The organism is Dyella terrae (assembly GCF_022394535.1).
GTDB lineage: Bacteria > Pseudomonadota > Gammaproteobacteria > Xanthomonadales > Rhodanobacteraceae > Dyella.
The window spans coordinates 659,419-683,665 of sequence record NZ_CP089414.1; the positions used below are offsets into that span (position 1 = coordinate 659,419).

Annotated in this window: 17 protein-coding genes; 4 read left to right on the forward strand and 13 right to left on the reverse strand. The window is 61.5% G+C overall.

The window, feature by feature from the left end; all coding sequences use genetic code 11:
- The first annotated feature begins 71 nt into the window (after positions 1 to 71).
- The gene (locus DYST_RS02690; RefSeq protein WP_275666919.1) at positions 72 to 1,097 is read left to right on the forward strand and encodes an MASE1 domain-containing protein; all 1,026 of its coding nucleotides are present in this window, start codon (positions 72 to 74) and stop codon (positions 1,095 to 1,097) included.
- Positions 986 to 1,660, forward strand: a complete 675-nt coding sequence (locus DYST_RS02695) for a hypothetical protein (RefSeq protein ID WP_239949848.1) — start codon at positions 986 to 988, stop codon at positions 1,658 to 1,660. The genes DYST_RS02690 and DYST_RS02695 overlap by 112 nt, the downstream gene beginning before the upstream one ends.
- Before the next feature lie 25 nt (positions 1,661 to 1,685).
- Here the strand turns inward: DYST_RS02695 and DYST_RS02700 are convergent, their stop codons facing one another.
- The 9 genes from DYST_RS02700 to DYST_RS02740 all read right to left on the reverse strand — a co-directional run bounded on the left by DYST_RS02700 (position 1,686) and on the right by DYST_RS02740 (position 17,851).
- Complete coding sequence (locus DYST_RS02700) at positions 1,686 to 2,318, reverse strand: hypothetical protein (RefSeq protein ID WP_199179052.1); 633 nt, start codon at positions 2,316 to 2,318, stop codon at positions 1,686 to 1,688.
- Between the two features lie 348 nt (positions 2,319 to 2,666).
- Positions 2,667 to 3,512 (reverse strand): sulfotransferase family protein, encoded by an 846-nt coding sequence (locus DYST_RS02705; RefSeq protein WP_239949850.1) that lies wholly within the window; start codon positions 3,510 to 3,512, stop codon positions 2,667 to 2,669.
- 19 nt (positions 3,513 to 3,531) lie between these two features.
- Positions 3,532 to 4,569: a LacI family DNA-binding transcriptional regulator gene (locus DYST_RS02710; RefSeq protein ID WP_239949852.1), complete on the reverse strand. Its 1,038-nt coding sequence runs from the start codon at positions 4,567 to 4,569 to the stop codon at positions 3,532 to 3,534.
- Between the two features lie 16 nt (positions 4,570 to 4,585).
- Positions 4,586 to 7,255 carry a glycoside hydrolase family 2 protein gene (locus DYST_RS02715; protein ID WP_239949854.1) on the reverse strand — a complete coding sequence of 890 codons (2,670 nt, stop codon included), beginning with the start codon at positions 7,253 to 7,255 and terminating at the stop codon, positions 4,586 to 4,588.
- A gap of 46 nt (positions 7,256 to 7,301) precedes the next feature.
- Positions 7,302 to 8,729: an APC family permease gene (locus DYST_RS02720; RefSeq protein WP_239949855.1), complete on the reverse strand. Its 1,428-nt coding sequence runs from the start codon at positions 8,727 to 8,729 to the stop codon at positions 7,302 to 7,304.
- A gap of 122 nt (positions 8,730 to 8,851) precedes the next feature.
- Positions 8,852 to 12,055 carry a TonB-dependent receptor gene (locus DYST_RS02725; RefSeq protein ID WP_239949857.1) on the reverse strand — a complete coding sequence of 1,068 codons (3,204 nt, stop codon included), beginning with the start codon at positions 12,053 to 12,055 and terminating at the stop codon, positions 8,852 to 8,854.
- A 193-nt stretch (positions 12,056 to 12,248) separates the two neighbouring features.
- A complete protein-coding gene (locus DYST_RS02730; protein ID WP_239949859.1) occupies positions 12,249 to 14,549 on the reverse strand; it encodes a beta-N-acetylhexosaminidase in 2,301 nt (766 codons plus the stop codon).
- 32 nt (positions 14,550 to 14,581) lie between these two features.
- Positions 14,582 to 15,640 (reverse strand): glucokinase, encoded by a 1,059-nt coding sequence (locus DYST_RS02735; protein WP_239949861.1) that lies wholly within the window; start codon positions 15,638 to 15,640, stop codon positions 14,582 to 14,584.
- A 297-nt stretch (positions 15,641 to 15,937) separates the two neighbouring features.
- Complete coding sequence (locus tag DYST_RS02740; RefSeq protein ID WP_239949863.1) at positions 15,938 to 17,851, reverse strand: glycoside hydrolase family 76 protein; 1,914 nt, start codon at positions 17,849 to 17,851, stop codon at positions 15,938 to 15,940.
- Between the two features lie 641 nt (positions 17,852 to 18,492).
- On the opposite strand from DYST_RS02740, the gene DYST_RS02745 reads away from it, so the two are divergent.
- Both DYST_RS02745 and DYST_RS02750 read left to right on the forward strand, forming a co-directional pair.
- Positions 18,493 to 18,654, forward strand: coding sequence for a hypothetical protein (locus tag DYST_RS02745; RefSeq protein ID WP_158241400.1), 162 nt, complete (start codon positions 18,493 to 18,495; stop codon positions 18,652 to 18,654).
- A gap of 86 nt (positions 18,655 to 18,740) precedes the next feature.
- Positions 18,741 to 20,363 (forward strand): asparagine synthase-related protein, encoded by a 1,623-nt coding sequence (locus tag DYST_RS02750; RefSeq protein WP_239949865.1) that lies wholly within the window; start codon positions 18,741 to 18,743, stop codon positions 20,361 to 20,363.
- 135 nt (positions 20,364 to 20,498) lie between these two features.
- Here DYST_RS02750 and dgoD read toward each other — a convergent pair whose 3' ends face one another.
- Genes dgoD through DYST_RS02770 form a run of 4 tightly spaced genes read right to left on the reverse strand, consistent with a single transcriptional unit; the run spans position 20,499 to position 23,990 of the window.
- Positions 20,499 to 21,647 carry a galactonate dehydratase gene (dgoD, locus tag DYST_RS02755; protein WP_102304550.1) on the reverse strand — a complete coding sequence of 383 codons (1,149 nt, stop codon included), beginning with the start codon at positions 21,645 to 21,647 and terminating at the stop codon, positions 20,499 to 20,501.
- 15 nt (positions 21,648 to 21,662) lie between these two features.
- A complete protein-coding gene (locus DYST_RS02760; protein WP_239949867.1) occupies positions 21,663 to 22,286 on the reverse strand; it encodes a 2-dehydro-3-deoxy-6-phosphogalactonate aldolase in 624 nt (207 codons plus the stop codon).
- Positions 22,286 to 23,227: a 2-dehydro-3-deoxygalactonokinase gene (locus DYST_RS02765; RefSeq protein WP_239949868.1), complete on the reverse strand. Its 942-nt coding sequence runs from the start codon at positions 23,225 to 23,227 to the stop codon at positions 22,286 to 22,288. Before DYST_RS02765 ends, DYST_RS02760 begins: the two co-directional genes overlap by 1 nt.
- Before the next feature lie 4 nt (positions 23,228 to 23,231).
- A complete protein-coding gene (locus DYST_RS02770) occupies positions 23,232 to 23,990 on the reverse strand; it encodes a FadR/GntR family transcriptional regulator (RefSeq protein WP_239949870.1) in 759 nt (252 codons plus the stop codon).
- Positions 23,991 to 24,247 lie beyond the last annotated feature (257 nt).

A 24,247-nucleotide genomic window follows, 5' to 3' on the forward strand; every position in this document is an offset into this window, starting at 1 on the left:
TCACAGCCGAACCGCTGTCATCAATACTTTGCGCGTGCGTACAGGGTCGAATTGGACTTTGGAGGGGAGCAATGCACGTAGGACCGAGGGCGGGGGCCCTTTTGCGACAAGCCGGAGTGGCTGCGATCTACCTGGTCGCGCTCATGTTGTTTCGTCAGATTTCCATCCCACACTGGATATTGCTGACTGGATTTCACCTGGCGGTTCTGATGCTCGTACCGTACCGGTACTGGCCAGCGCTGTTTGTGGGTGACTTCGTTCGTCTGGCCTACATCAGCCTTACATGCCTGGATCAATACGGCCCACTCTGGGCGGTAGCGAACAGCATTCCTTCGATCGCGTACGAGGCGCCGATCGTGTGGTGGTTCCGCGAGCGCTGGCATTTGTTCCCGGCGAAGGGCGCAGTGAACATGGTGGCCTTCGTTGCGTGCGCGCTTGTCATCGCGGCCATCGCCACCGTGGAAACCATTGGTCAGGTGCAACTCGCGCCGCTGCCGCCGGGCTACGACATACAGTACGGTGAAGTGATTGCCCGGTTGATGCTGGGCAACTTCATGGGCGTGCTGACCATCACGCCTTTTGCGTTGGTGATTTACCAGAGTTTCGTCGCCGCGAATCATCGTGTATCCAGCTGGATTCACCAGGTCCTGGACAGTCGGCTCTTTCTGGAAAGCGTCTTCATGGTGGTGCCGACGCTGGGGTTTCTGGCGTGGATCGGTGAACACGACGATCACACGCGCATCGTGGCGCAGATGGCCATGTTCCTGCCGGTCATCGTCATGGCGTTCCGTCATGGCTGGCAGGGCGGTGCGATCGCCGGCACGATAGCCAGCATCGGCACGGTGCTGCTGATGCCGGCCACCAACGATCACGCCACACTGCAGGCCGAGACACTGGTTGCCATGGCCATATCCACCATGTTGCTAGTGGGGGCGCGCCGTCCCATCTCGACCGACGTGCGGAAGAAGAGCGGTTCGACACGCGCATGGCGATGGCGTTGGCCCAGCGCAACGTGGCCCTGGGTGAGGCGCAGTTGCGCGTCACCGCTCAGGCACTGGATCAACTGCGCGACTCCATTGGTGGCGTATTCGGGATGATGCTGGGGCGCTTGCGGCATTTGCAGCCTGTAGCGGACGACGCAGGCTTTCGCCGGCAGGCTCAGATTGCGCAGGAGCAGATCTATCTGCTGACTGATTGCCTCAGTCCTTCCCAGCTCCGGGAGCGCGGCCTCCCGGCGGCGCTGGTTCACGGCAGCCTGGCGCAGACCCTCCAGGAGGCCGGTGTCAAATACTGGTGCGACCTGCGTGGTCCAGTGAGCCTCTTTCCGCAGTCAATGACTTTGGCCGTCTATCGCATGACATGCGAAGCCATCGCCGACGCGCTGCTTACGCGGGATGCGTCCGATGTGTTGGTGAAGATCCGCTGCGGTACTCGGCACGGCGGATGGATCGTTCTAATGATCGAGACAAAGCGCCACCCGGTGAGAATGCAGCACGTCGACTGGGCGCTGGCGCATCGGCTTCGGGCTAGTGCGACGGGCTTGGGGCGCAAGGCTATCGAAGATCGTGCCGCCACGTTCGGCGGCCAGGTGCGGGAACGAGCCTTGCGCCATGGCCGTCGATTGATCGCATCACTGCACGAACCGCACCCCCGCGACTGATCGCGGGGGTATGGGAATTGCCGGATTACTGAATGCCCTTGATGTTGCACTCGATCGGGTCGCAGGTGCCCTGCGGCGTCAGTGCATTCACGCGCATCGTGCCGCCACCCAGTGACTGGATGCCTTTGATATTGCACTCGATCGGATCGCAGGTGCCCTGCGGTGTGGCCGCATTCAAGCGTACCGCGCTGCTGCTCTGAGCCTGGATGCCTTTGATATTGCAGTCGATCGGATCGCAGGTGCCCTGCGCCGTCGCTGCATTCAAGCGCAGCGTTCCATCGCTCAGGGGTGTGACCGTCACGGCCGTTTGCCCATCGTTGTAAACGTTGGCCGGGTTTGCCGTAGCGGTGGCCGTGGTGGGAACTGCAGCCGGCTGGTTGGGCGTGGTCACCTGTTGCGCAAAGCGACCGATCGGCAGCGTGATGAACTGACCACCCCCGGTACCAACACTGCCCAGCACATTGCCGTTCGTGTCGTTGACCTGGATGTAGTTGATGCCACCCAGTGCAAAGACGTACACGTGGAAATGCGGGTTGGTGCTGACGTCGGAGGCATTTGGCCACGCCTGGCCTAGGCCAGTGGCCGGTGTGGCTGCCATGGCGGCGCCGGTGAGGGTGGCGAGCGACACCGCGAGAACTGCACGTGACAACAAACGCATAAAGGACCCCTTATGGGCTGATGGAAACGCAATCCATGTTTCGAGGCAGAAATCTATCACCCAACGATGAAGGGCAGGCCAACAATTTTTTCGAATGAGTCATTCGTCCTGGTGATGACTCCGTTGGGACTGAGACCTCCTCCCGGCTCCTGTTGCCTCCCTAATACCGTTTCTGTTGGCAGGGATACTCGATCCAAATGTCTCATTGGCGTCCAAATGAACCGCGTCTGCTTCGCTCAGAATGATGGCGAATGGCCAGAAGAAGTATGCCTTCCGGTGAGTGCGCCTCCCCCAAAGACAACAAAGGCCGCGTAAGCGGCCTTTGTTCTTCGTATCAATGGTAAGCCTTTACACGATGGGCACTTGATTGACGTTGTTCTTGGGGTCCAGCCAGAACGCTTCGTTCGCGAAGCGACCAAAGATGTCGCGCGGCAGGGTGGGTTGGCGCTCCATCGCTTCCACCTTGGGTCGAACGGAATGCAACCCGGGCATGCCGACGCGGGCATCGAACTCATCCGCGTTGTACTCAATCTGGTCGAAGTCGTGTTCGAACCAGGGTTCGCCGAGGAATTGGTAGACCGCACGCATCGCCGTGCCCGGGTCACTTACCAGACTTTCGTAGGTCAGCATCAACAAGTGCTCTTGCGCATATCGACCGTAGAATGCTTCCTTGGTGGCTTGGTAGGCGAAGCCCACCATGCCCCGGGGATCAGTCAAGGCCTCGATACGCGAGTACACCGTGGTGTTGGTGTCGAAGCGAAATACCTTGCTGACACTGACCGGCTGCTTTTGTACCAATCGCTCCATGCTGTCCAGCACCCACGCTAGCTGGCGCACGCACGCGATGACCTTCACTCCAGGGAACAGCGTGTTGAGCAACTGCATCCGGCTGCACCACAGCCGGCTGGTGTCGAACACCACGCCGGCATCCGCTTGAATCGAGTAGAAGTTCTCGACCAGCCCGCGCAGCACGGCGATGCGCTGCTCGTCGGAGACATCGAACGAGAAATCGTTCTTGCTACTGGCTTCCGCGATCACCACGCCCATGATGTCGGCGAGCGGACTGGTCATGCCTGCGCGGAAGCGCGGATTCTGATTGAGAATGGCGGCCAGTAGCGTGGTGCCGGCGCGCGGCAGCCCGGAAATGAAATGGAACTTCCGTGGCGGGTGGCTGGCGTCTGGCGTAGCAGGCATACGGACAATCTCCTAGTGATCAGTGGCGGGGCTGCAAGATCGCCCTCGATTCAGGGGCTGGTGCTGTTGACGCGCGCATGCGCATCTCGTAGCCGACTTCGACCATGCGGGCTTCTCCCTTGCCCGATACGCGAAGTAGCAGCTCCTCGGTAGCGCGTTTGCCCATCTCGCGCACAGGCTGATGAACGGTAGTCAGTGGCGGCCACACCTGCGTCGCGATGGTGGTGTCGTCGAAGCCGCAAATAGATATCTCGCCAGGAACGGAAACCCCAGCCTCTGCAGCGGCCCAGATTGCGCCAACGGCCATATCGTCATCAGCCGCAAAAATGGCAGTGGGTCGGCGTTTCAGCGCGAGCAGGTGGCGGGTGGCGGCCACGCCGGACTCGAAAGAAAACTGGCCCTGGACCATGTACGCAGGGTCTTCCTTCAATCCCGCGCGCTTCATGCCGTCGCGATAACCGGCGAGGCGCCAGATGCCTGCGCCGTGCTTGGGGTCGCCAAGGATGTGCGCAATGCGACGATGCCCCAGTGACGCAAGGTGTGCCACCATTTCCGCAGCGGCTTCGCGTTCGTGCAGCATCACGCCGATGCAGTCCTTGGGTTGGCGCGGGGCGATCGACGCAAACGGAAGCTCACTCTCGCGCAGGTACTTGAGCAGCTTCGCGTGATCGGTGATGGGCGGCGTAAGAATCAGTCCATCCGGTTGGTGTCGGGAAAGAATGCCCTCGACGCGCTCCACGAAATCCGGTGCGGTGGACACTAGGGGCTGCACCATCATGCTGTACTGCCTGGCTTCGCATGCTTCCAGTACGCCGGCCTGGACTTCCATGATGTAGCTCGGCGACAAGTTGTCGTAGAGCAGGCCGATGGAGAAGGAGCGGTTTGTCGCCAGACTCCGCGCTGATGTGAGTGGCCGATAGTGCAGCTCTGCTACGGCGGCCAGCACACGTTCCCGCACCGAGTCGCGCACGTTTGGCTCGTTGTTGAGTACGCGCGATACGGTCTTCTTCGAGGTGTCCGAAGCACGGGCGACGTCATTGATGGTCACGCGTGACATGGAGGCCTCTGTGTCTTCAATGAACTGTTCCTCGTGTAGCGCCAGTCGCAACACGTTGGGTGGAAACGTTCCAGCCCGTCACTTCGACGACAGGATCGGCGGTTCCCTGTGCAGTGTATTGCGCAGTCAGGACGATCGATTCACCCGGCCAAAGCGTGATGTCATTGTCAGTCCAGCGTATGGGCAGTGCAAGGTCGCCGTTCGCGCCGCGTCTGATCGATACGTGCTGGAAGAGCGCCACAGCCTTGGATGATTCGGGCACGGATAGGGTGACTGTGGTCACGTTGTCATTGCCCTCGCGTCGCGTCGTGGCGTGGACTTCACTGGTCGCGGCCGGCAGTGATGCCAGTGCCGTCAAGTCTGCGTATTGCGTCAGCGGGGTGAGATACCAGTTCGACTTCGCCCAGTCGAGCACGTCTGTCCGGGTGGATAGCCAATAGACGTTGCGGCTGATTGGCTTGCCGTCGGAAGCAGTGAGGTCGAGCTCGATAAAGTACGTGGGTGACAGCTTGGCGATGGTCGGCAGCGTTGCCAGTGGCTGCGCGTGGTTCCCCGCGAGGTCGATGCCTTGCAGATGCTTCTCGTAGAGCACGCTGCCGTCCAGATTGCGCACGCGGACGCCCGCCTGCAGGCCATGGACATCGTCAAGCGCATGGTTCACCAGCACGATGTCCTTCGAGTCATACGAGTATTGAATGTGTACCAGCTCGTTGGCTTTTTTCGCACCGAAATAGGCGCCGGCAGGGTTCATAAAGTAGTCGTACAGATGCCAGTGCAGCGAGGGCCAGGCGTTGTTGAGCATCCAGTAGATCACGCCCGTGGCCGGCTTCGCGGCATTCATGCGTGCGTTGAACGCCTCGAACTGTGCGCGAACGTTGTCGTAGTTGTCGAGCTGCGCCTTGGCGACGTAGTCGGCCAGACTGGTAGGTGTGCCGTAACGATGCGCGAGCGCGTTGTCGAACGGCGTAAGTACGGCGAATTCCGACCAGTCCGCGGATGCGTGGTATTGCCTTGCATCGGGGTATTTCCACAGCGCTTCCTGCTCCTGTGGCGACAGCATGCGCTGCACGTCCTCCAGTCGCGGGATGTCCGCGCCCGCGCTGACTTCGGAATCGAAGCCAAACGCACCGCCGAGCTTATCCGCGTACCAATAAGCAGGCGGAATCCAGTCGTACGGCCCGGCCATTTTCATGCCGGAAGGGCCGGTTTCAGCGGTACCCTGATCGGCCGCCGCCGAGATGATGGGGAGCGACCAATCCTCCGCGTGCAGCGTATCGACGTACATCTTGGCGATGGGCGGCGGAGGTGCATTGTCGCTGCCGATGTAAAAGCCGATCACGGAGGGATGGTTGCGAAGCAGGCGCGCTTCGCTGGCCATGGAGTTTTCAGCGACTTTCAGGTCGGCGGCAGTCCATGGCGAACCGCCGGTCTTTGCGGCTGACTCCCACTTGTCGCAGCACTCCCAGCCTGCCAGCACGAGAATGCCGTTCTGGTCGGCAAGGTCATAGAACCGCTGGTTTTCCAGCTTGCCCTCGCTGCGAATGGTGTTGAGGCCGAGGTTGAGCACGTAGTTGAACTCGGCGTCCATGCGAGCAGGGTCGTCGCGCAGAAACATGTCTGGCGCCCAGCCGCCACCGCGGATCAACAGCGGTTTCCCGTTGATAAAGAACTGCCGATAGCCCTGCTTGGTCAGGCTTGAGCTGACACTGCGTATACCGAACGTCGCCGTTGCCCGGTCGGAGGTGGTGCCCTCGACGGCGGCGGTCATCTCCAGTGAGTACAGCGGATGGTCGCCCATGCCCACTGGCCACCAGATCTTTGGATGGTCCAGTGCAAGTCCTGGCGTGGTGGCGGGGGAGAATGAAACGACTTGCGTCTGCCCAGATGCGAGATGGACGGTTTGCTGCAAAGCGACGCCGGCCACGGTGCCGGCGATCGTCGCGTCATGTGCCACGGTGTCGAGATTCTTTGCGGTGACTTTCACCGTCAGCGTGGCGTGCGAGAGATCCGGCAGCGATAGCGCCGAAAGAACCTCTGGGTAGCTCAAGGCGACGGGGCCTGTTTGCACGATATCCACGCCGCGCCATGGCCCCATGTTGTTGTCCGGTGGCGTCGGGTTCCAGTCCACCCAGCCAATCGACAGGCTCTTTCTCGGATCGGCGGGATGTATCTGCATGGCGAGGACATTCGCGCCCGCGTGAACCCAGCGCGTTACGTCAAACTCGTAGACAGGATAGGCGCCAGCGACGTCGGCGTGATCAGCGACCTGATGGCCGTTAAGCCAGACGTCGGCACTCGCGATCAGGCCATTGGCGCGCAGCAGTGTGTGCCGTCCTGCGGGATTCTTCGTCAGCGTGATGTCGGTGCGGTACCACCATGGCGTCACGAAGAGGTTGCCGCTGGCGTCCGGCACCTGCACGGCACGCAGGTTGTCGCTATAGAACACGTCGTTCTTGAATGCGTGATTTTCCAGCAGGCCCGCCATGACGGTCGCCCGGCCGCTGACGGGATACCATTCTTTGGTGGCAAAACCAGTCGCAGAGATATCGGCGCCACCTTCCTGCGCCTTGGCGCTGTCCTGGATTTGCCAATGATCGATGGCGGTGACGATGCCCGCGTCGACCGGCACTTTGGTGGCGGCGTAGGGCGTCTGGGCGTGTGCGTCCGGCGCGAAAAAAACCGCCATCGCGACCATCATGCAGAGTGTGTGTTTGGCTGGCGTTTGCATGGCGTCAGTGCTTCCCGAGATAGGTTTCGCGTACTTCCACCGGCGCGAATGGCCAGGACTGGTTGAGACGGGCCCAGATGGCAAATACCACCAGGCCAGCGGCGATCCATAGGCCAGACAGCACCAGCGACAGCGTGGAGGCCGACACGTACACGTAGACCCATCCCACCAGTGCGATGATGCAGGGCACGGGATAGAGCCATTGCTTGTACGGCCGCTCAAGATTCGGCTGGCGCTTGCGCAACACGACCAGTGCGGCGATCTGCGCGATGGACTGCACGATGATGGTCGCGGCTAACAGCATGTTGATGACTTCGGTGAGGTCAAAGAACGTGCCGATGGCCGTCACGACGCCCATCGTGAGCAATGCCACGTGAGGGAAGCCGTGCTTAGCGTGCAGGTGCCCAAACACGGAAAGAAACACCTTGTCCTGCGCAGCCTGGAACGGCACGCGTGACCCACCCAGCAGGCCGGTGAATACCGAGGCGAACGCAGTCACGATGATGAGGACGGTCATGACGGCGGCAGCCAGATGCCCCCAACTGCGCTCCACCACCAGCGATGCGACGGACTTGGATTGGGCGATTTCCTGCCACGGCGCCACGCCAAGTACGCTGATGTTGAGCAGCAGGTAGACGACCATCATCGCGATCACGGAGATGATGATGGTGCCGGGCATGGTTCGTCCCGGGTTGCGCAGTTCGTCGCCGATGTAGGCCGTGGTGTTGTAACCGAGATAGTCGTAGATGCCGATGATCAGTCCGGCGCCCAGGCCCATGAAGAACTTGCCGCCAAACGTGTCTGCCGGATAGGCAAAGGCATAATCCGCATGGAAGTGCGAGAAGCCCGCAGCCGACACGCCGATGACGGAAACCAGCATGATGACCCACAACCCGATCGTGATCGCACGCACCGATTCGATGCGGCGATAGAGCATCCAGGTAACGACAGCGGTTGCCGCCAGGCTGATCGCGTGCACCGACCACCAGCCCAGGTTGGGGAAGAAGAACTCCAGATACTCCACCATGCCGATGATGCCCGTAGACATCAGCAGGGGAATCGCCAGCAGCATCGTCCAGATGAACAGGAAGGGCATCAACTTGCCGGTGCGGTACTGGAACGCTTCGCGCAGGTAGACGTAGGTTCCGCCGGAGCCCGGCATGGCCGCTCCCAGTTCAGCCCAGACCAGGCCGTCGGCCATGGCGAGGATGGCGCCGGCAATCCAGCCGATGACCGCCTGCGGTCCACCCATGGCCGCGACCATGATCGGGATGGTGATGAACGGCCCGATGCCGCACATCTGCGTCATGTTGATGGCAGTTCCCGAGAACAAGCCGATAGAGCGGTGGAAGCTGTTGTCGCGAACGGGCTGGGGCGCGCTGGAATCCTGCATGCTGGCCTTGTCGTGATGGGGTTCGAACGGAGTGTCCATGGGGTTGCCCGTGAAAACGATCGTGTTGCTTTCGATTCAACCCGTGTCGCGCGATCCCCACACCCGCAAACGCGGGTGTGGGGATGCCGCCAGGCCTAGGTCCGTGCGAGAGGTTGCTCCGTTTACCACTGCCCGCGCACACCGAACATAAACATGCGCTCGGAGAACGTCGAGTGCGCAGGCTGGTCCGGCCACACCAAGTAATACTTTTGGTATTCATTGGTGAGGTTGGTGCCGTCGAGGAACACTTCGGCGTATTTGCTGAACTTGTACGAGATCGATGCGTCGAGGTACTTCTGTGGCGCTTCGTACATCTCCATGCCCGTGATGCCACCCACACTGTCCATCACCGCGCGCCGCGAACGATAGTTGTACGCAACGCGAGCCTGGAAGTGATCGTCCTGATACCACAGGATGAAGTTGCCGGATTTGGTGGAGTTGTCCTGGAACGGGATCTTGTGGCCGGCCAGATCCGTCTCGCCCGAGTTGCTGGGTGCGTAGGTGCCGTTTATCTCCATGCCCGTCTTGGACAGGAAGCTCGGAAGGAAGGTAAAGCCCTGGCGATAATCGAACTCGGCGCCATGGATGCTGTTGCCGGTGCCCTGCACGGGCTGGGTGATCACGATGCAATGATCACGAACGACGCCGTCCTCATCCGGCAGCGTACAGTTGGTCACGCTGCCGTTCTTGATAAAGCTGTCCACGTCGATGCGGAACAACGCAAGGCTGAGCATGCTGGTGGGGTTGATGTAGTACTCTAGCGATGCGCCATAGTTGGTGGAGCGCCACGGATTGAGGTTCGGGTTACCCGTCGAGGTGCCATTGGCAACACGGAAGATCGGCCCCTGCGGCGTTTCTGCCAGCGAGTAGTTCAGCTGCAAACCACCGGCCCAGGTGCTGAGATCCAGCGGCATCATGTTCTTGGAATACGCCAGTCGGAACTTCAGGCTCTCGGTCAGATCCAGGGAGAAGTTGGCCGACGGCAGCACGTCCTGATAGCTGCGCTTGGTCTGGGCGGTGCCCGCGTCGACCGGTTCGTCGCCGTAAGAGCCCGGAGCGCCACTCAGGTGCTGAGTGACATCGAGATTGGTGTGGATCATGCGCACGCCGATATTGCCGGCATACGGCATGTCCCAGAGGGTGCCGTCGAAATCACCTTGCAAGTAGCCCGACAACTCCTTCAGCTGCACGGCCCAGGTCGTTCCTGGCTCCGCCACCTGGACCGTGTCGGGGTAGAGCGATTTCCAGAACGAGATGGGATTGACCATCGCGTTAGGGTTGACCGCCCAGAAGTTGATGCCCGAGCCGAGCAGGTTGGTGTATTGCTTGAAGTTGCCTGATAGCGGGGCGGCTGCATTGGGCATCTGCACGGCGGACAGCGGGCCGGCGCGGTAGTAGCCCGTGGCGTTGCCTGCCGTGCAGGAGCCGCTATCCATGACCACGTCGGCACCGACATAACGCACCAGGCATCCGTTTGGATCGGTGGCACCCATGCCACCATAGACCGGCGTTTCCAGGGTCCAGCCGTCGTTGCTCGCGCTGCGGATGCTGTTGCGCAGGCCGAACTCCAGCTTGAAGCCATCCTGGAAATCGAACTTGCCATCAAAGCGCAGCGCGTTGAGTGCCACCTTCCGGTCGTAGTCGCCGGAAGACTCCAGCGTTTTCATCGTCCAGCCGTTGGGGTTGGCGAAATCGGAAGCCAGCGAGGCGGGCATGCTCACCGTGAGGTAGCGACCGCCGAAGTTGGCGACGATCGGCACCGTGTTCTGCGGAATGCCGTTAGCGTTGAACACGCGATTGCCGCCCAATTGCGCGGGATAGACCATGGTGCCCGGCGGCACCGAGTTCGGATCGACGCCGTCCATCAGCACGTTCGGCCACAACGCACCATCGGAATCGGACACGTTGACGTCGGTTTCCTGGTTCGACTGAGATGCGGTGTCGTGGATGCCGCGAACGCTTCCCGTGAACGGGCCGCCGTCGTCGTAGTCCAGTTGCAGGTTGAGATTCTTGGCGACGGAACTCTTCTGGATGATCTGCGAGTACGACTCCACATCGCCAGGCCACTTCTCGTACACCTGTGTGGTGTAGAACTGCGAGCCTTCCCAGCCCGGCTGCGGCGTGCCGTAGGCACCAAGGGCAGGGCTTCCCGTATTGCGTGACTGCAACGGCACGTAGGTCGCGCCCTGCCAGTTGGTGGAGTTGAACTGGATGCCGTAGTTGCGGTCGTACTCGCGCTGCTGCGAATAGAAGTAGTCGCTGGTCACGCTGAAGCCGCTGCCCAGGTCCATCTGGAATGAGGCATTGCCTGACTTGCGCTTGCGCTGCGTGATGATGTCATTGAGGCCGATGTCCTGGCTGCCCATGAAGACGCCATTGGACTTGCCGTCGCCATTGACGTCTACGCTACCGTCCGCGTTCTGGACGATCTTCGACGGAATGGGCGCGCCATTCCATGGCGTCAGGAAGCCGTTGTAGCCGCCCGCGCTGGCGGCGTTCTCGCCGTTAAGCACGACACCGTACTGGTCGAGGCCTTCGGTGGAATTAAAGCGCCGGGTGTTGGAGAAATCTCCCGAGATCAACAGGCCCCAGTGGCCGCTGTCGTTGTACGAAATGAGCCCGTTAGCCTCCGGCCCCAAATGGTTGGTGGTGGTGCCACGCTCGCCATTGGCGGAGTAACTGTAGGTAAATCCGCTGGGGAGATCCCAGGGGCGGTAGGTATGCAGGTCGATGGCGCCACTGATGCCGCCGTCGGTCTCGTTGGCGGTGGATGATTTCACCACGTCCACGCCATGGAATAGCGTGGAGGGAAGCATGGTGAAGTCGGGCTGCTGCGAATCGATTTGATCCGCCGTGATGAACACTTCGCCGTTCAACATGGTGCCGACCTGCGGCAGGCCACGCACATCCACCGAAGTACCTACGCCTGCGTCGCGATTGATCTGTACGCCGGTCACGCGCTGCAGGGAGTCGGTGATGGTGGTATCAGGCAATGCGCCGATATTCTCGGCCGTAATGCTGTCCTGAATGTTTGCGGCATCGCGTTTAAGGTCGATGGCGCGCATCTGCGACGCACGAACGCCGGAGACATTCACGGCCCCAAGCGTGGCTGCGTTCTTTTGTGCGTCACTGCCGTCAGCCTTGGTGTCGGCTTTCTTGGCGTCAGGCGCCGGCGGTGTAGCAGTTTGGGCCGGGCTGGCTTGCGCCGCCTGGCCGTCTGTCTGGACATCAAGAAATGTCGATGCTGATGCCGTCGTCGACACGGCGGCGAACAGCGACATGGTGACGGCAAATGACAATGGATGCTTGCGAAGTACGGTGGACATGGGCTTTACCCTCGTTGGTGTTGCCTGTCGAACCTCAGGTGCTCCGTGGAATTCGGAAAAACGCGTACCGCGCGGCGGTGCCTGCGATACGCACGCCGTTGTGATGCAACTGCTCGTTGTCCCCAACTTTGGCCTTGCGAGCCAAAGAGACTTACGTGGTGCTACTGCGCGGACCCCAGACTCCGCGTATCACTTACTTCGAAAACATCACTCGCCCTAACGCCCACTGGCCATCGCGTGGATCGCCGGTAGCGAAGACGCATAGGGTGTGAACGCCGGCCCCCGCCGGCGTGCCAACCTTTGCGTCAAGACGTACTTGCCCCTTCGCCTGCGCGACGCCATCCAATGGCAAGCTCGCAAGCAGCGGGCCCGTGCAGGAATCAGCATGAATCTCGAGTTCGCCGGCTGCGCTGATCTTGCGGCGCACCACGGCATCCTTGGCTTCATCGCCGAAGCGCCATGCGATGCGCTCGGCAGTGATCACGACCTGTTTGACGCCACCTAGCGACGCTTGCGGCCAAAGCCAGCACGCGTTGCCGATGTCGACGGAGTAGACGGGCCTGCTTCCCTGCGTTGGCGTGCTGCCCTCCAGACGCGAGGCGGGCTGCTTGGAACAGGTGGCAAGCTCGCTGCTGTCGCGACTCAGTAGGGTGGTTTCATCCAGCACTTGGCTGCGCGGCGCGGCAAGTTCGAAGCCATCCTCCGCAAACGTTGCGGCACGCAAGGTGGTGTTGCCCGGCAGTGTGAGCGGCTGAGCATAGGCTGTGGATTGCGCGGTTGGCTCGGAGCCATCCGTCGTGTATCGAATCGTGCCGAATTCCGCCTGGTTGGAAAGCTCGACCCGTAACGCGCCATGGCTGGCTGCGGCTACCTGGAAGGTGGGTGCGAAGGCATTGTCGGCGTAGTGGATGCCTAGCGCGCGGTAGCGCGCCAGTTCTGCCGGCAGGCGTTGGAGGAAGTCGTGCCAGTCGCGTGTGCCCGCAGGTGACCAACCAAGCTCGGACAGGGCCGCGACGCGCGGAAATATTGCATGCTGGTCGTGCGCAAAGGTGGGCATCTGCTCGGCCCATAGGCCGGCCTGTACCCCGATGATGTGCTGGGCTTCTGCGGCGCTCGCACCGTTTGGGATAACGACGGTGTCATAGGCCTGCCGCAATGTCGCTGCGGGTGGCGGCCCCGGCCAATCATCCGGGAGGTCGGACTGATAGTGGTCGAAGTACAGCGATTCCTGCGGTGTCATCACCACGTCGTGGCCTTGCTTGATCGCAGCGAGCGCCACTTGCTCATTGTGGTCGCCGTGCCAGGACATCACCACTTGCGAGGCCGGCAGCGTCGCACCGGCAACCAGTTCATCGTCCCAGCCCACCGGGGTGCGTCCGTGTTCGATGAGATGCGCAGCGACCTGATTCATGAACCAGCCCTGCAGCTCATCCATGTTCTTCAAGCCCAGCGTGTGCATCTGTGCACGCACTTCAGGCGATGCATTCCATTGCTGCTTGTCGGCCTCATCGCCACCAATGGAGATGTATCGAGAAGGGAACAGCCGCATCACGTCGTCAAGCACGTCATCGACGAACTGCAAGGTTTTCTCGTTGGGCTTGAGTAGCCACGGGCTGACGCCCCAGTCGGTCCACACCTCGGGACGCTTGCCGGTGACGCCCAGCCACGGGTAGGCGGCGATAGCTGCCTGCGAATGCCCGGGCAGATCGATTTCTGGCACTACGTCCACATAGCGCTCGGCGGCATAACGCACGATGTCACGTGCTTCGGCTTGGGTATAGAAGCCGCAATAGGGCAGGTCGGCAGAACCGGTCAGTTCGCTGTCGAGACCCACCGCCTTGCGGCACGCGCCGATTTTCGTGAGTTCCGGATACTTGGGGATTTCGAGGCGCCAGCCTTGATCCTCGGTGACGTGCCAGAGCAGCACATTCAGCTTGTTGAGCGACATCCAGTCGATCAGCTTCTTGATGTCGGCCACGCTCTGGTAGTGCCGGCCGGAATCGAGCAGAAGTGCGCGCCACGCAAAGCGCGGGTAATCATCGATGACGCCATGAGCAACCTCGACGGGCGCGCCATGCGTCCATCCGGCCGGTGTCAGCAATTGCCACAGGGTGACGCTTCCGTAAAACGCGCCGCGTGGCGTGCGTGCCGTGACCAGGATGCCGTCGTCATTGATGGTTAGGCGGTAGCCGGTATCGCCCGTGACCTCGGCGCTCGCATTGACGTCGAACGTGATCGCCGGATGCGCATCACTCGTGGATGCCATGCGCAGATGCAATCCCTGGGTGTCGGCCACACGTTGCACGAATTGCTCGGCGATGGCCTGCACTTGCTGGCGATCCGCGCCGCGCACGGCGATCAAGGCGCCATCCGTGATCTTGGTCGCGCCCGATACGGCCGGAGTGGCCTTCGCGGGCTGCGGGAGTAACGACCATACGGGAGTGGCTGGCGTGGCGACGACCGCTCCCGTCGTGACCAGCCACGCGACGGCCATTCGACAGAAGAACCTGAATGTCGCGCTGCGGCTCATGCGCCGGCCCCGCCTGCCGCGATGGGCATCGGCGCGCCCACGCCGGGCACGCTATGCCTGAGATACCACTTGGCTGCGCCGTGTACGCCGCGGAGGCCGTGTTCGGTTACCCGTACTGGTATCTGGGAGAGCAATGCGCGCGCACTGCGCCCATGCAGGAATCGCTCCTCGAAGGCGCTTCGCTCGAGCAGCTCGAAAATGGATGACAGGAAGCCGCCGGCCAGAAAGACGCCGCCGGTAGCCATGAAGGTCATCGCGAGGTTGCCGGCAAAACTTCCCAATGAGGCGCAGAAGATCTCCACGGCTTCCACTGCTTGGGCATCGTCGCCTTTCATGGCTGCCTTGGTGACGGCTTCGGGCGCTGCCAGCTTCGGCGCGTCTCCATGCATGGCGCACAGTGCCACGTAGACCGCCAGCAGGCCCGGACCCGACACGACGTGCTCGAACGGTACATAGCCGCCATCCGGCGCCAGGTGGGCAAGAATCTGCCGTTCGCGAAGCGAGTTTGGTGCGAAATCCATCTGGCCAGCTTCGGTTCCCAGCACGAAGCCGCCGCCTGCGGCGGGGATGTGTACCGCTGCACCGAGGCCAGTGCCTGGCCCAATCACCAGGGTCGGGCCGCCGGTAGGTGTGGCGGGCCCGCACAAGTGGCGCCCGCCGTCGGCAGAAGCGTCATCGAGTGCATACGCCAACGCCTCGAAATCGTTGAGTACGGCAACTTCTTCCAGCCCCAGCACGTGACGCAGTTGCGGCAGGTGAATAGGCCAGGGAAGGTTGTCGTTCACCACCTCGTTGCCCATGATCTGGCCGGCGCAAGCGAGTACGCAGTGCTTCACCGGGATCTTCACGTCGGCGTCGATAAAGGCCTGCAGCAGTTCCGACAGCATCGGAAACTCCGCGCAAACGAATACGCGATAGGCGAGCGTCTGTACTCCGCCGGCGCCATCGTGCGAGGCGCGCATCAGCGCAACACGCCCATGCGTGCCGCCAATATCGGCCGCCAGAAACGGCGCCGCCGGAATCCCCGTCAGTCGGTTTGAATGATCTGTTGCCACGTCCAGCGCGCCCTCTCGCATTGGATCTGTTATCAGCCTGTAACGACATTGACACCGGTGTCAAGCCGTGGCGCAGCATGGGTGAAAAAATGCCGGCGGGGCGGGGCCATGCTGCGGCCCAGTGATGCTCAGGGTCAGTTGCGGCTGGCCATCAATGTCCCGGATCACGCCAGCCACCCGGCCAGCCTTGTGCGAAAAGTTGGCCTGGTGTGCGCTGGGGTGGGCGAGCGCAATGGGCTTTTGATGATGGTGAGTGCCACCGCTCTCGCGTGAACGAGAACGGTGGCGTCGACACGGCTACTCCACGATATTCGCCGTGACGTGATACACGCGACCACCCCAGCCATCATTGGGGAAGGCATCGGACACCTTGAGGTAAATCGGCTTGGCGCCATCGGTGGCGACGCCAAGGTATGGTGTCAGATCGATGCCGCGAGCGGCCTTGTTCGAGCCGTCGGTGATCGGCTGCATCTCTTGCAGCACGGTTGTCCAGTGCACGTTGTCGGTGCTGACTTGCACCATGAATTCGTTGTCGATGGTGAGGATGACTTGCGCCGAGGTGGTATCGGCCGGGAAGGGAAATCGATACGTGAAGTGGGCCGTGCCGTCGGCGAAGCGGTTCTGCACGCCGTTGCTCTGCGAGCCGTCGGGGTCGAACAGCCACGGGGTCTCGTTGACCGTGCCAGTGTCGAAGTCGATCTTGTGCGCGATCAGCACATCGGCCTGGGTAGTGAAGTGCAGTCCGATCGCGGCGAGGTTTGCGGTGATCAGGTGATGCCCGTCAGTTGCGGAACTCGGCACGGTCACTTTCAGTGAAAGCGTGTCGCTTGCTGGGGCGGCGTTACCGTGCGGCTGCAGGCGTATCAGACTGGCTCGCGGGGAGATATTCCACCCGGCAGGTGGGTCGATGGAGGCGAGCGCTTGCAGCGGGAAAAATCCGGTCGCCGAGGCACGGAGATCGATCGCAATAGCAGTGGCACCTGACGCGGACGGCATGACCACCGGCTGTGCCGGAGACATCGTCGCGGCCAACGACGCCAGTGGCGTCAATGCCGGTACATCGCCGACCAGGGCGCTGAGCGCGCTGGCCTGAGTGCGCCAATCGAATACATTGGGGTGGTCGTCGCTGGTGGCGCCGGACCAGCGCGTACCAAGCCGGCCGGCGGCATCGCGATCGTTGTTCCAGATGCCTTCTGCCTGTGCGTCGAGAAATGCCGCGTACTGGCGATCGCGGGTGGTGTCGACAAGGTCAGTCCAGTAGCGCATGAAAATGCCCTTGAACTGTTTGCCGTTGTCATCACAGGTCTGGTCCGCAGCATCACAGCTCTCGGTGAGGATGCCATCGGTCACCAATGCGTTCGGAGCGATCGCTGCATCAGCCAGGCGTCGCACGCTTGCCAGAATCTGCGGATCTCTGGTGGCACGCCATAGTTCCAGGCCGGCACCTATCGCCATGCCTTGGTTGTAGGTCCACACAGTCTGGCCATTGTTGGTGCAGGAATCAGTGAGGCCGTCGTTGACCAGGCCGTTGGCATTGATCATGCCGCTGCCCTGAAACCACGCCCAGGCAGTGCGGGATCGGGTCAGCCACACGTGGTCACCCGGAATCCGGTTGTGCAATTCGGCAGTGAGTCGTATCCACAAACCGTTGGTGACGGCGTTCTTGTACGTGCGCTCCGCATTCCACCACACGCCACCACCGCAGGTGCTTGTGTCCCAGTAGCCGTCGACGTAATTGGCGATGGTGACGGCCATATCCAGGTATTTCGGGTTCCTCGTCAGGTCATAGGCTTGCACCCATGCAAGGCCCCACCACTCGGAATCATCGATGGCTCGGCTGGTGAAGTTGCCCAGCAGGGGATCTCCTGACAGTACGCCGGCAGGAAATACGCCTTTGTCTTTTTCGAAGGTGTTGTCGAGCTGGCCGAGATAACGGCGATCACCGGTACGCTGCATGTAGTCGCCGATGGTTTGCAGTGCTACCGCCGAATTCCACCAGCTCGACGGAAACCAGGCCTTGTTCGGGTCGTAGGAGCTCATCAATACGTCCGCCGCCACTCGCGCGCGGGCGACGGCTGTCGACCCGTCGGCTTGTGGATTGGCCGGATAGATTTGTTCGGCAGCGATCGAAGGGAGGGTGGCGCTTGTGATGATCAGGCTGACTACAACCAGCCATGTCCGAACTCGTATGCGTATGGCTTCGAGCTTCATGATCAGGAGTGCTCCTGTCGGATACCCACGAAGGGACGAGGGGCGGACCCTCGACTGAGCGCGACCGGTCCGTGGGCGGTGATCCGGCGCGGAAGCGTGCATCTTTGCGGATGTTTAGACGTCTAAATTTGTGCGGACGAATCGATATGGAGTCCCCTCCATATTTTGTCCGGAGCACTACTATTCCCCGTATTAGATCGATCTAAATTTGAAATCTAAAAAAAGGCCATAAAGCGATGGCCTCGATAACCAGACAATCGGAAAGCAGTGCTGACGGCGAACTTTAACCTGCTCTTGCACCACAATGCTTGTTGCATTGCAGAAGGCCGAGGTCCACGCCATGCCTCTTTTGATTCGGGCGATGCATCGCCGCTACGTTTCACCTGAGAAAAGCACGAGTGAGATACAGCGATAGGATGAAGTCGCAACGCAAGGCCGCCATTCGACTAGGTCTACTTTTGTGCGCATGCCGCAGAGCACCGTCGATGCTTTCACATTGGTGATGGTTATGCGAAGAGTCAGGCGTGCAGGCGTTGCGTCGGCTACTTAACTTCTTTGGGGCATTGGTGAGTTGGCCGTCCATCGTGCTAGCTTCGCCAGTGCCGCCGGGTGGCGGCTAACCAACTCAATGGAGTGACGTTATGAATACGCTAGAAACCAAGATCGAGGATGTGGTCAGCGAGGGCAATCTTTTTGCCATTCAAATCGACGGTCCGATGCAGAAGGATGCTGTGACCGGCGTTTTGGAACTGAAGCCAATGGGCTTCCCGCAGGATGCCCGCTGGTATTACAGCGGAGGTTAAGAGGGCGCTTGGTTCACTGAGTTTTTGTTCTAGCGATGTAGCGCCGTCCCTCTCTGGGGGCGGCGTTTTGTCTTCAGGGAGTTTCTATGCTCAAGGCTGAGATCGCGCTGCATGACTTGTCATGCCATCCGAGTTGGAATAATGGCGTGCTGGCGATAGGAGATAGCTGGGTAAAGCCTCACCTGCATGCTGCGTTGGAAACGCTGTTTGTATGTACGGAGGGGCAGTGGTTACTGGTGGTTCGCGAACGTCACGCCACTGCATCTACGTCTGAGATGGACATCACCGGCCCCGTCAGTGCGGAGCGGTTCGATGAAATCTACCGCGCATGCCTCGTGTGGCCTCTCGATTACGTGATGGTCGAGGTGGCACAGGCAGGGCATCGGATGAGGGTCCGGTCAGGTGCCTACGGTGTCGCTCCTGTCTATTGCCGCACGACAACGAACGCGCTGGCGATCTCCTGGGACCTGGCCGATTTTCTTGCGCCCCCTCTTTCGATGAATATCGACATTGCGAGCCACTTTCTCGCGCTCGGCTCGATCTACTCCGCGCAGCACATCTGCTCCGGTATCACGATGCTTACCGAGCGAGCGTCGGTTTTTGTGGAGCCTGGCAAGGCGCGCTATCAATACCCTGCTGCGGTCGATATGGCCGTGGCGTCGCCAGCGCAACTGGATGCGGATGAGGCGGAGGAGGCCTTCGGGAAGCTCCTGCACGGCATCGTGATGGCGCGCCCCGCAGTGGCCAATGAGATCGCCGTCGAACTCAGCGGCGGTATGGACTCGGCGACGGTTGCCAGCGCATTGACGAAAGCCTATGGCGCGGTTGCCAGTCGCGGAATCCTGCTGAGTGGTGATGAGCGCACGATCCAGGTGGAGCGGCGCGAGAAGATCGCTCAGCGGCTCGGTCTGCGTGATCAAACCGTGGATATCGATGCTCATCTGCCGACGCTCGATCTCCAGCCGGGCGAGCGAATGGTGTATCCGCACGCCGAGTTGTACATCGAGGCGTTCGATAATCTTTCGGGGAGCGCAAAAGCGCAGGGGCGCGAACTGCTCTTTACTGGTGTGGGTGGCGACGAGCTTTTCCCCGCCTATCAGGACGAGGCCGTACAAAAGACGGGCACCGATGGCTCGCTGGTGGGAGATGCGAGAGAGTACGCGGGCAAGCTGCTGACGCCACGCGCGCGGTCCGCCATTCAATCGTCACGCATGTTCGATGCACCCACCGGGCCCGTGCCGGTCTCTTCGTTGCTTGCGGGCGCTTGCCAGGCGCCTCATATGCTTCGGCATGGTCTATGGCCGGTTAATCCCCTAAGTGATCCCCGGCTGGTGGCCTTTTGCCATCGGCTTCCGCGTGCAAGCCGACATGGCCGCGCCACGATGCGGGGGTATCTAGGTACGCGCCTTGGTGACGACGTTTTCCCTTTGCACTATGTCAAGGAGACGTTCGCGCGCGTGCTTCCCGAGCTGATCTCGCGGCACGCAAAAACATTGGCGTCCCAATTGCGCGAGTGCGCGCTGGCGGACCTCGGCCTTGTTGATCACCGCGCCGCACTGGCGTTGCTGAATCAGGTGGCGACTACGCGTAGTGATGCGCCGGCGGCGCCACTGATCGCCTTCCTTTGGCTGGAGAGATTCGCCCGGCAGCTGAGCAGAGGTTCGGAAATCAATGCGGTGGGGAGCGGGCGGGTATTCAAATCTGCATGATGGGTATCGGCATCTATGCAGAAATGGCGCGCTAGATCGCGAGCTTGTAACCGACGCCGTAGACGGACTCGATGAGTTCTTCGCCGCCCGCTACTTGCTCGAGCTTGCGTTGGAGAACTCTGGCGTTGGTCGCGCTTACCACTCGGCCACGCTCCCGTCGGCGTGGCGCCACACTGGGTTGTGCCAGCGGTGGCCTACTTTGGCGCGCTCGGTGACGTAGTCTTCGTTCACTGCAATGCCAAGGCCGGGGCCGGTGGGGATATCCACGTAGCCATCGTTGTAGGCGAATACGCTGCGATCGGTCACGTAGTCCAGTAAGTCGTTGCCAGTGTTGTAGTGAATCCCCAGGCTCTGCTCCTGGATGAAAGCGTTGTGGCAAACACCATCAAGCTGCAGGTTGGCTGCCAAGGCGATAGGGCCAAGCGGGCAGTGCAGGGCGAGCGCTACGTCGTAGGCTTCGGCCATCGCGGCGATCTTGCGCGTTTCGGTGATGCCACCCGCGTGTGAAGGATCGGGCTGAATGATGTCGACACCACCTATCTGCAGCACACGCTTGAAGTCGTAGCGTGTGTACAGGCGTTCGCCCAGCGCAATGGGCGCGGGTGAGATGGAAGCCAGCTCCGGCAGTGCTTCCAGGTGATCGGAGAGCACGGGCTCCTCGATGAACATCAGTTTGAACGGGGCCAGTTCACGCATCAGTACCTTGGCCATCGGCTTGTGTACGCGGCCATGGAAGTCCACGCCGAGGCCGATGTTGGGGCCCACTGCATCGCGCACAGCCTGCACGTTCTCCAGTACGCGTGTGACCTTGTCGTAGCTGTCGACGTAATGCAGCTCCTCAGGGCCATTCATTTTTACTGCGGTGAAACCACGCTCTACGGCGGCCTTCGCGGCAGCGGCGGTATCGGCCGGTCGGTCGCCGCCGATCCACGAGTACACACGGATGCGTTGGCGCACCAAGCCGCCGAGCAATGCGTGCACGGGTTGACCAAGATCCTTGCCCTTGATGTCCCACAGCGCCTGGTCGATGCCGGCGATGGCGCTCATGAGCACGGGGCCGCCGCGATAGAAGCCGCCGCGGTACATCACGTTCCACAGATCCTCGATGTGGCGTGGATCCTTGCCTATCAGGTAGTCCGACAGTTCGTCCACGGCGGCGGCGACGGTGTGTGCGCGGCCTTCCAGTACCGGTTCGCCCCAGCCGCTGATGCCCTCGTCCGTGTCGATGCGAAGGAAGCACCAGCGCGGCGGGACCAGGAAGGTGGTCAGGCGGGTAATCTTCATGATCGTGGAATTTCCTTAGGTATGGCTGGGCCAGGCGCGAGCGAAGGTCTGCGCGGCAGCGCTGACCGTGGCCGCATCCTGGCCGGGCTTGTAGAGGGCGGAACCCAGGCCGAAACCCGTGGCGCCGGCATCGAGATAGACCTGCATGCCGGCGGGCGTGATGCCACCTACGGGCAACAGAGGTGTGCTGTTCGGAAGTACTGCGCGCCACGCGCGCAGTACTGCAGGAGTGACGAGTTCGGCGGGGAAGGCCTTAAGCCCGTCAGCGCCGGCGTGCAGTGCGGCGAAGGCTTCAGTGGGCGTTGATACCCCGGGTACACAGAACAGACCTGCGCGTTTGGCAGCGGCGATCACCGCCGTGTCGGCGTGCGGCATGACGATCACTCGGCCGCCTGCGGCGGCAACTTCCTCCACCGCTGCGGGCGTGAGCACGGTGCCCGCGCCGATCAGGCAGCGCTCGCCGAGTGCGGCATGTAACCGGCGGATGCTCTCCAGCGGCTGCGGCGAATTAAGGGGTACTTCGATAATGCGCAGGCCTGCATCGGCAATGGCGGTGCCGATGGCGACCGCTTCGTCGGGACGAAGGCCGCGCAATATGGCTACCAATGGCAGCGGATCCAGCCAGTCGCGGAACTGCATCAGTGAGAAATTCCTGCAAGAGATGTATCGGGTTCGAGCAGTCTTGCGGCGATAGCCAGGCGCCACAGGCCGCGTGCGGCGGCGTCGTCCGCCGCGTCGATAGGGTGGATGCCGAACAGGGCGGCGGCGCGGTGGTAAAGCGTGCGCTGTGCCGTGTCGCCGACCAGCAGTGGTGGTGCGTCCGCGTGCAGCCAACCTTGCGTGGAGGCAATGCGCCATTCCTCGCCGATCATCAGGCCGGACAGGTACGACGGCACCGAGGTTGGCGAGAGTTGTCCATCCAGTACCAGTGTGCGCGCGGAGAAGAGGCGCAACAGTGCGCCGGCTTCGCCGCTGTCGCGGGCGGCACGCACACCGGCGTCGAAGGCTTCGGTATCGATGTCGCTGTTCTCGCCGTCGGACACGACTGCGCTGAGGATGGAGTGGTGGCGCAATAGAGCGAATAGTTCGCCCGTCATCAGCGTCGTGATGTGGGTGATGCGGCCGTCGTGCGTCGTTACCCACTTGCTGTGCGTGCCAGGTAGCACCAGTGTGCGTTCGCCGGTGGCATCGCTGGGTAGTGCGCCGAATACCTGGGTCTCCTCTCCGCGCATCACGTCAGGGCCAGTGACATCGCGCACGCCGGGCACGATGTGTAGTGAGCGGCCGTCGCCAGCGTCTACCGAACGGATGCCGGCTGCCAGCGCGCCGAGGTCGGCGGGTGCGTTGATGTAAGGCACCTCGAGCCAGCCCTGACGGCTGCCAACCATGCCGGCACTCAGTAGTGGCAGGCCGGTTGGCCAGCCGGCGAGTACGTCAGCCAGCGCGCCTGCAAAGCCGCCATGGGGAAGTTGGCGGACACCCCAGGTGCGATGGCGGCGTTCGCTGACCTCGCCATGGGCGTCGAACAGGAAGGCGCGCAGGCTGGAGGTGCCCCAGTCCAGGCCGATCAGTCGCATCATCGATTCAGCTCTCTGCCGAGCGGCCCTTCTGCATGTTGGCGCGCGACTCCTCCACCACGCCAAGCATGGCGAGGCGGGCCGCCTCTGGGTCGCTGCGACGAATCGCTTCGAGCACCTTGCGGTGGGCGGGCAGTGCGGACTTGAAGTTCTTGGCGGTACGCGCGGACAGCACAAAGAATGTGCCAAGTGCGTTCTCGATCACCGTGAACAGCGAAATCATCAGCTCGTTGTTGGTGGCATTGAGTACGGCCTCATGGAAAGCAAGATCGGCGACCGCCCAGGCCTCCAGGTCGACGGCGGCTTCCATGGCCGCGTAGGCCTCGTCGATCTGCTGCAATTGTTCGTAGGTGCGCTGTTTTGCGGCAGCAACGGCGGCACCCGGTTCGATCACCTCGCGCATCTCTGCCAGCTTGCGCACGAAGTCTTCGGTGGGCATCAGTTCGCAGCGCCATGCCAGCACGTCGGCGTCGAGCTGCTGCCAGGAGCGTGCGTCGCGCACGCGGGTGCCAACCTTGGTGCGCGATTCAACCAGCCCCTTCGCGGAGAGCACTTTCATCCCCTCGCGCAGCGCTGTGCGACTCACCTCAAGCTGCTCGGCGAGCAGTTCCTCGCGAGGGAGTAGTTCGCCGGGCTTGAGGCTGCCACCAATGATGCGTTGACCGAGTTCGTGAACCACATGGCCGTGCAGGCTGCGAGTGGGCGTGGTTGCAGCCCGTGCTCGGCGTGCACGTACGGAGGAGGGTGGGCTGGAGTGTTTGGTCATGGGGTGCACCTCTGCATGGCAGTCGGCCTAATTGTCACACAAGAAACTATTTAGCAAAGGCGCTATGTCGCGTTCTTTGCACTACTTTAATACTACTAATGGTCTTTGTGGCAAGGGCGAATAAATTTTTTTGCGACTTGTGATGCGTCGCCACATGGCATTGATGATGACAATTTTCGCTTTATATCCGGAGGATATGTCTTATTTCTTCGCCGTGCTGGCATCGGTGCTGTTGCGCCGCACCTAAAAAGTCGCTC

What these genes read in the sequence shown, in the direction of transcription:
- DYST_RS02705 (WP_239949850.1), bottom strand. Translation starts at nt 3,512, where the DNA reads ATGCCTGCTACGCCAGACGCCAGCCACCCGCCACGGAAGTTCCATTTC.
- DYST_RS02730 (WP_239949859.1), bottom strand. Translation starts at nt 14,549, where the DNA reads ATGGCCGTCGCGTGGCTGGTCACGACGGGAGCGGTCGTCGCCACGCCA.
- DYST_RS02710 (WP_239949852.1), bottom strand. Translation starts at nt 4,569, where the DNA reads ATGTCACGCGTGACCATCAATGACGTCGCCCGTGCTTCGGACACCTCG.
- DYST_RS02745 (WP_158241400.1), top strand. Translation starts at nt 18,493, where the DNA reads ATGAATACGCTAGAAACCAAGATCGAGGATGTGGTCAGCGAGGGCAAT.
- DYST_RS02725 (WP_239949857.1), bottom strand. Translation starts at nt 12,055, where the DNA reads ATGTCCACCGTACTTCGCAAGCATCCATTGTCATTTGCCGTCACCATG.
- DYST_RS02765 (WP_239949868.1), bottom strand. Translation starts at nt 23,227, where the DNA reads ATGATGCGACTGATCGGCCTGGACTGGGGCACCTCCAGCCTGCGCGCC.
- dgoD (WP_102304550.1), bottom strand. Translation starts at nt 21,647, where the DNA reads ATGAAGATTACCCGCCTGACCACCTTCCTGGTCCCGCCGCGCTGGTGC.
- DYST_RS02770 (WP_239949870.1), bottom strand. Translation starts at nt 23,990, where the DNA reads ATGACCAAACACTCCAGCCCACCCTCCTCCGTACGTGCACGCCGAGCA.
- DYST_RS02715 (WP_239949854.1), bottom strand. Translation starts at nt 7,255, where the DNA reads ATGGCGGTTTTTTTCGCGCCGGACGCACACGCCCAGACGCCCTACGCC.
- DYST_RS02740 (WP_239949863.1), bottom strand. Translation starts at nt 17,851, where the DNA reads ATGAAGCTCGAAGCCATACGCATACGAGTTCGGACATGGCTGGTTGTA.
- DYST_RS02720 (WP_239949855.1), bottom strand. Translation starts at nt 8,729, where the DNA reads ATGGACACTCCGTTCGAACCCCATCACGACAAGGCCAGCATGCAGGAT.
- DYST_RS02760 (WP_239949867.1), bottom strand. Translation starts at nt 22,286, where the DNA reads ATGCAGTTCCGCGACTGGCTGGATCCGCTGCCATTGGTAGCCATATTG.
- DYST_RS02690 (WP_275666919.1), top strand. Translation starts at nt 72, where the DNA reads ATGCACGTAGGACCGAGGGCGGGGGCCCTTTTGCGACAAGCCGGAGTG.
- DYST_RS02695 (WP_239949848.1), top strand. Translation starts at nt 986, where the DNA reads ATGGCGATGGCGTTGGCCCAGCGCAACGTGGCCCTGGGTGAGGCGCAG.
- DYST_RS02750 (WP_239949865.1), top strand. Translation starts at nt 18,741, where the DNA reads ATGCTCAAGGCTGAGATCGCGCTGCATGACTTGTCATGCCATCCGAGT.
- DYST_RS02700 (WP_199179052.1), bottom strand. Translation starts at nt 2,318, where the DNA reads ATGCGTTTGTTGTCACGTGCAGTTCTCGCGGTGTCGCTCGCCACCCTC.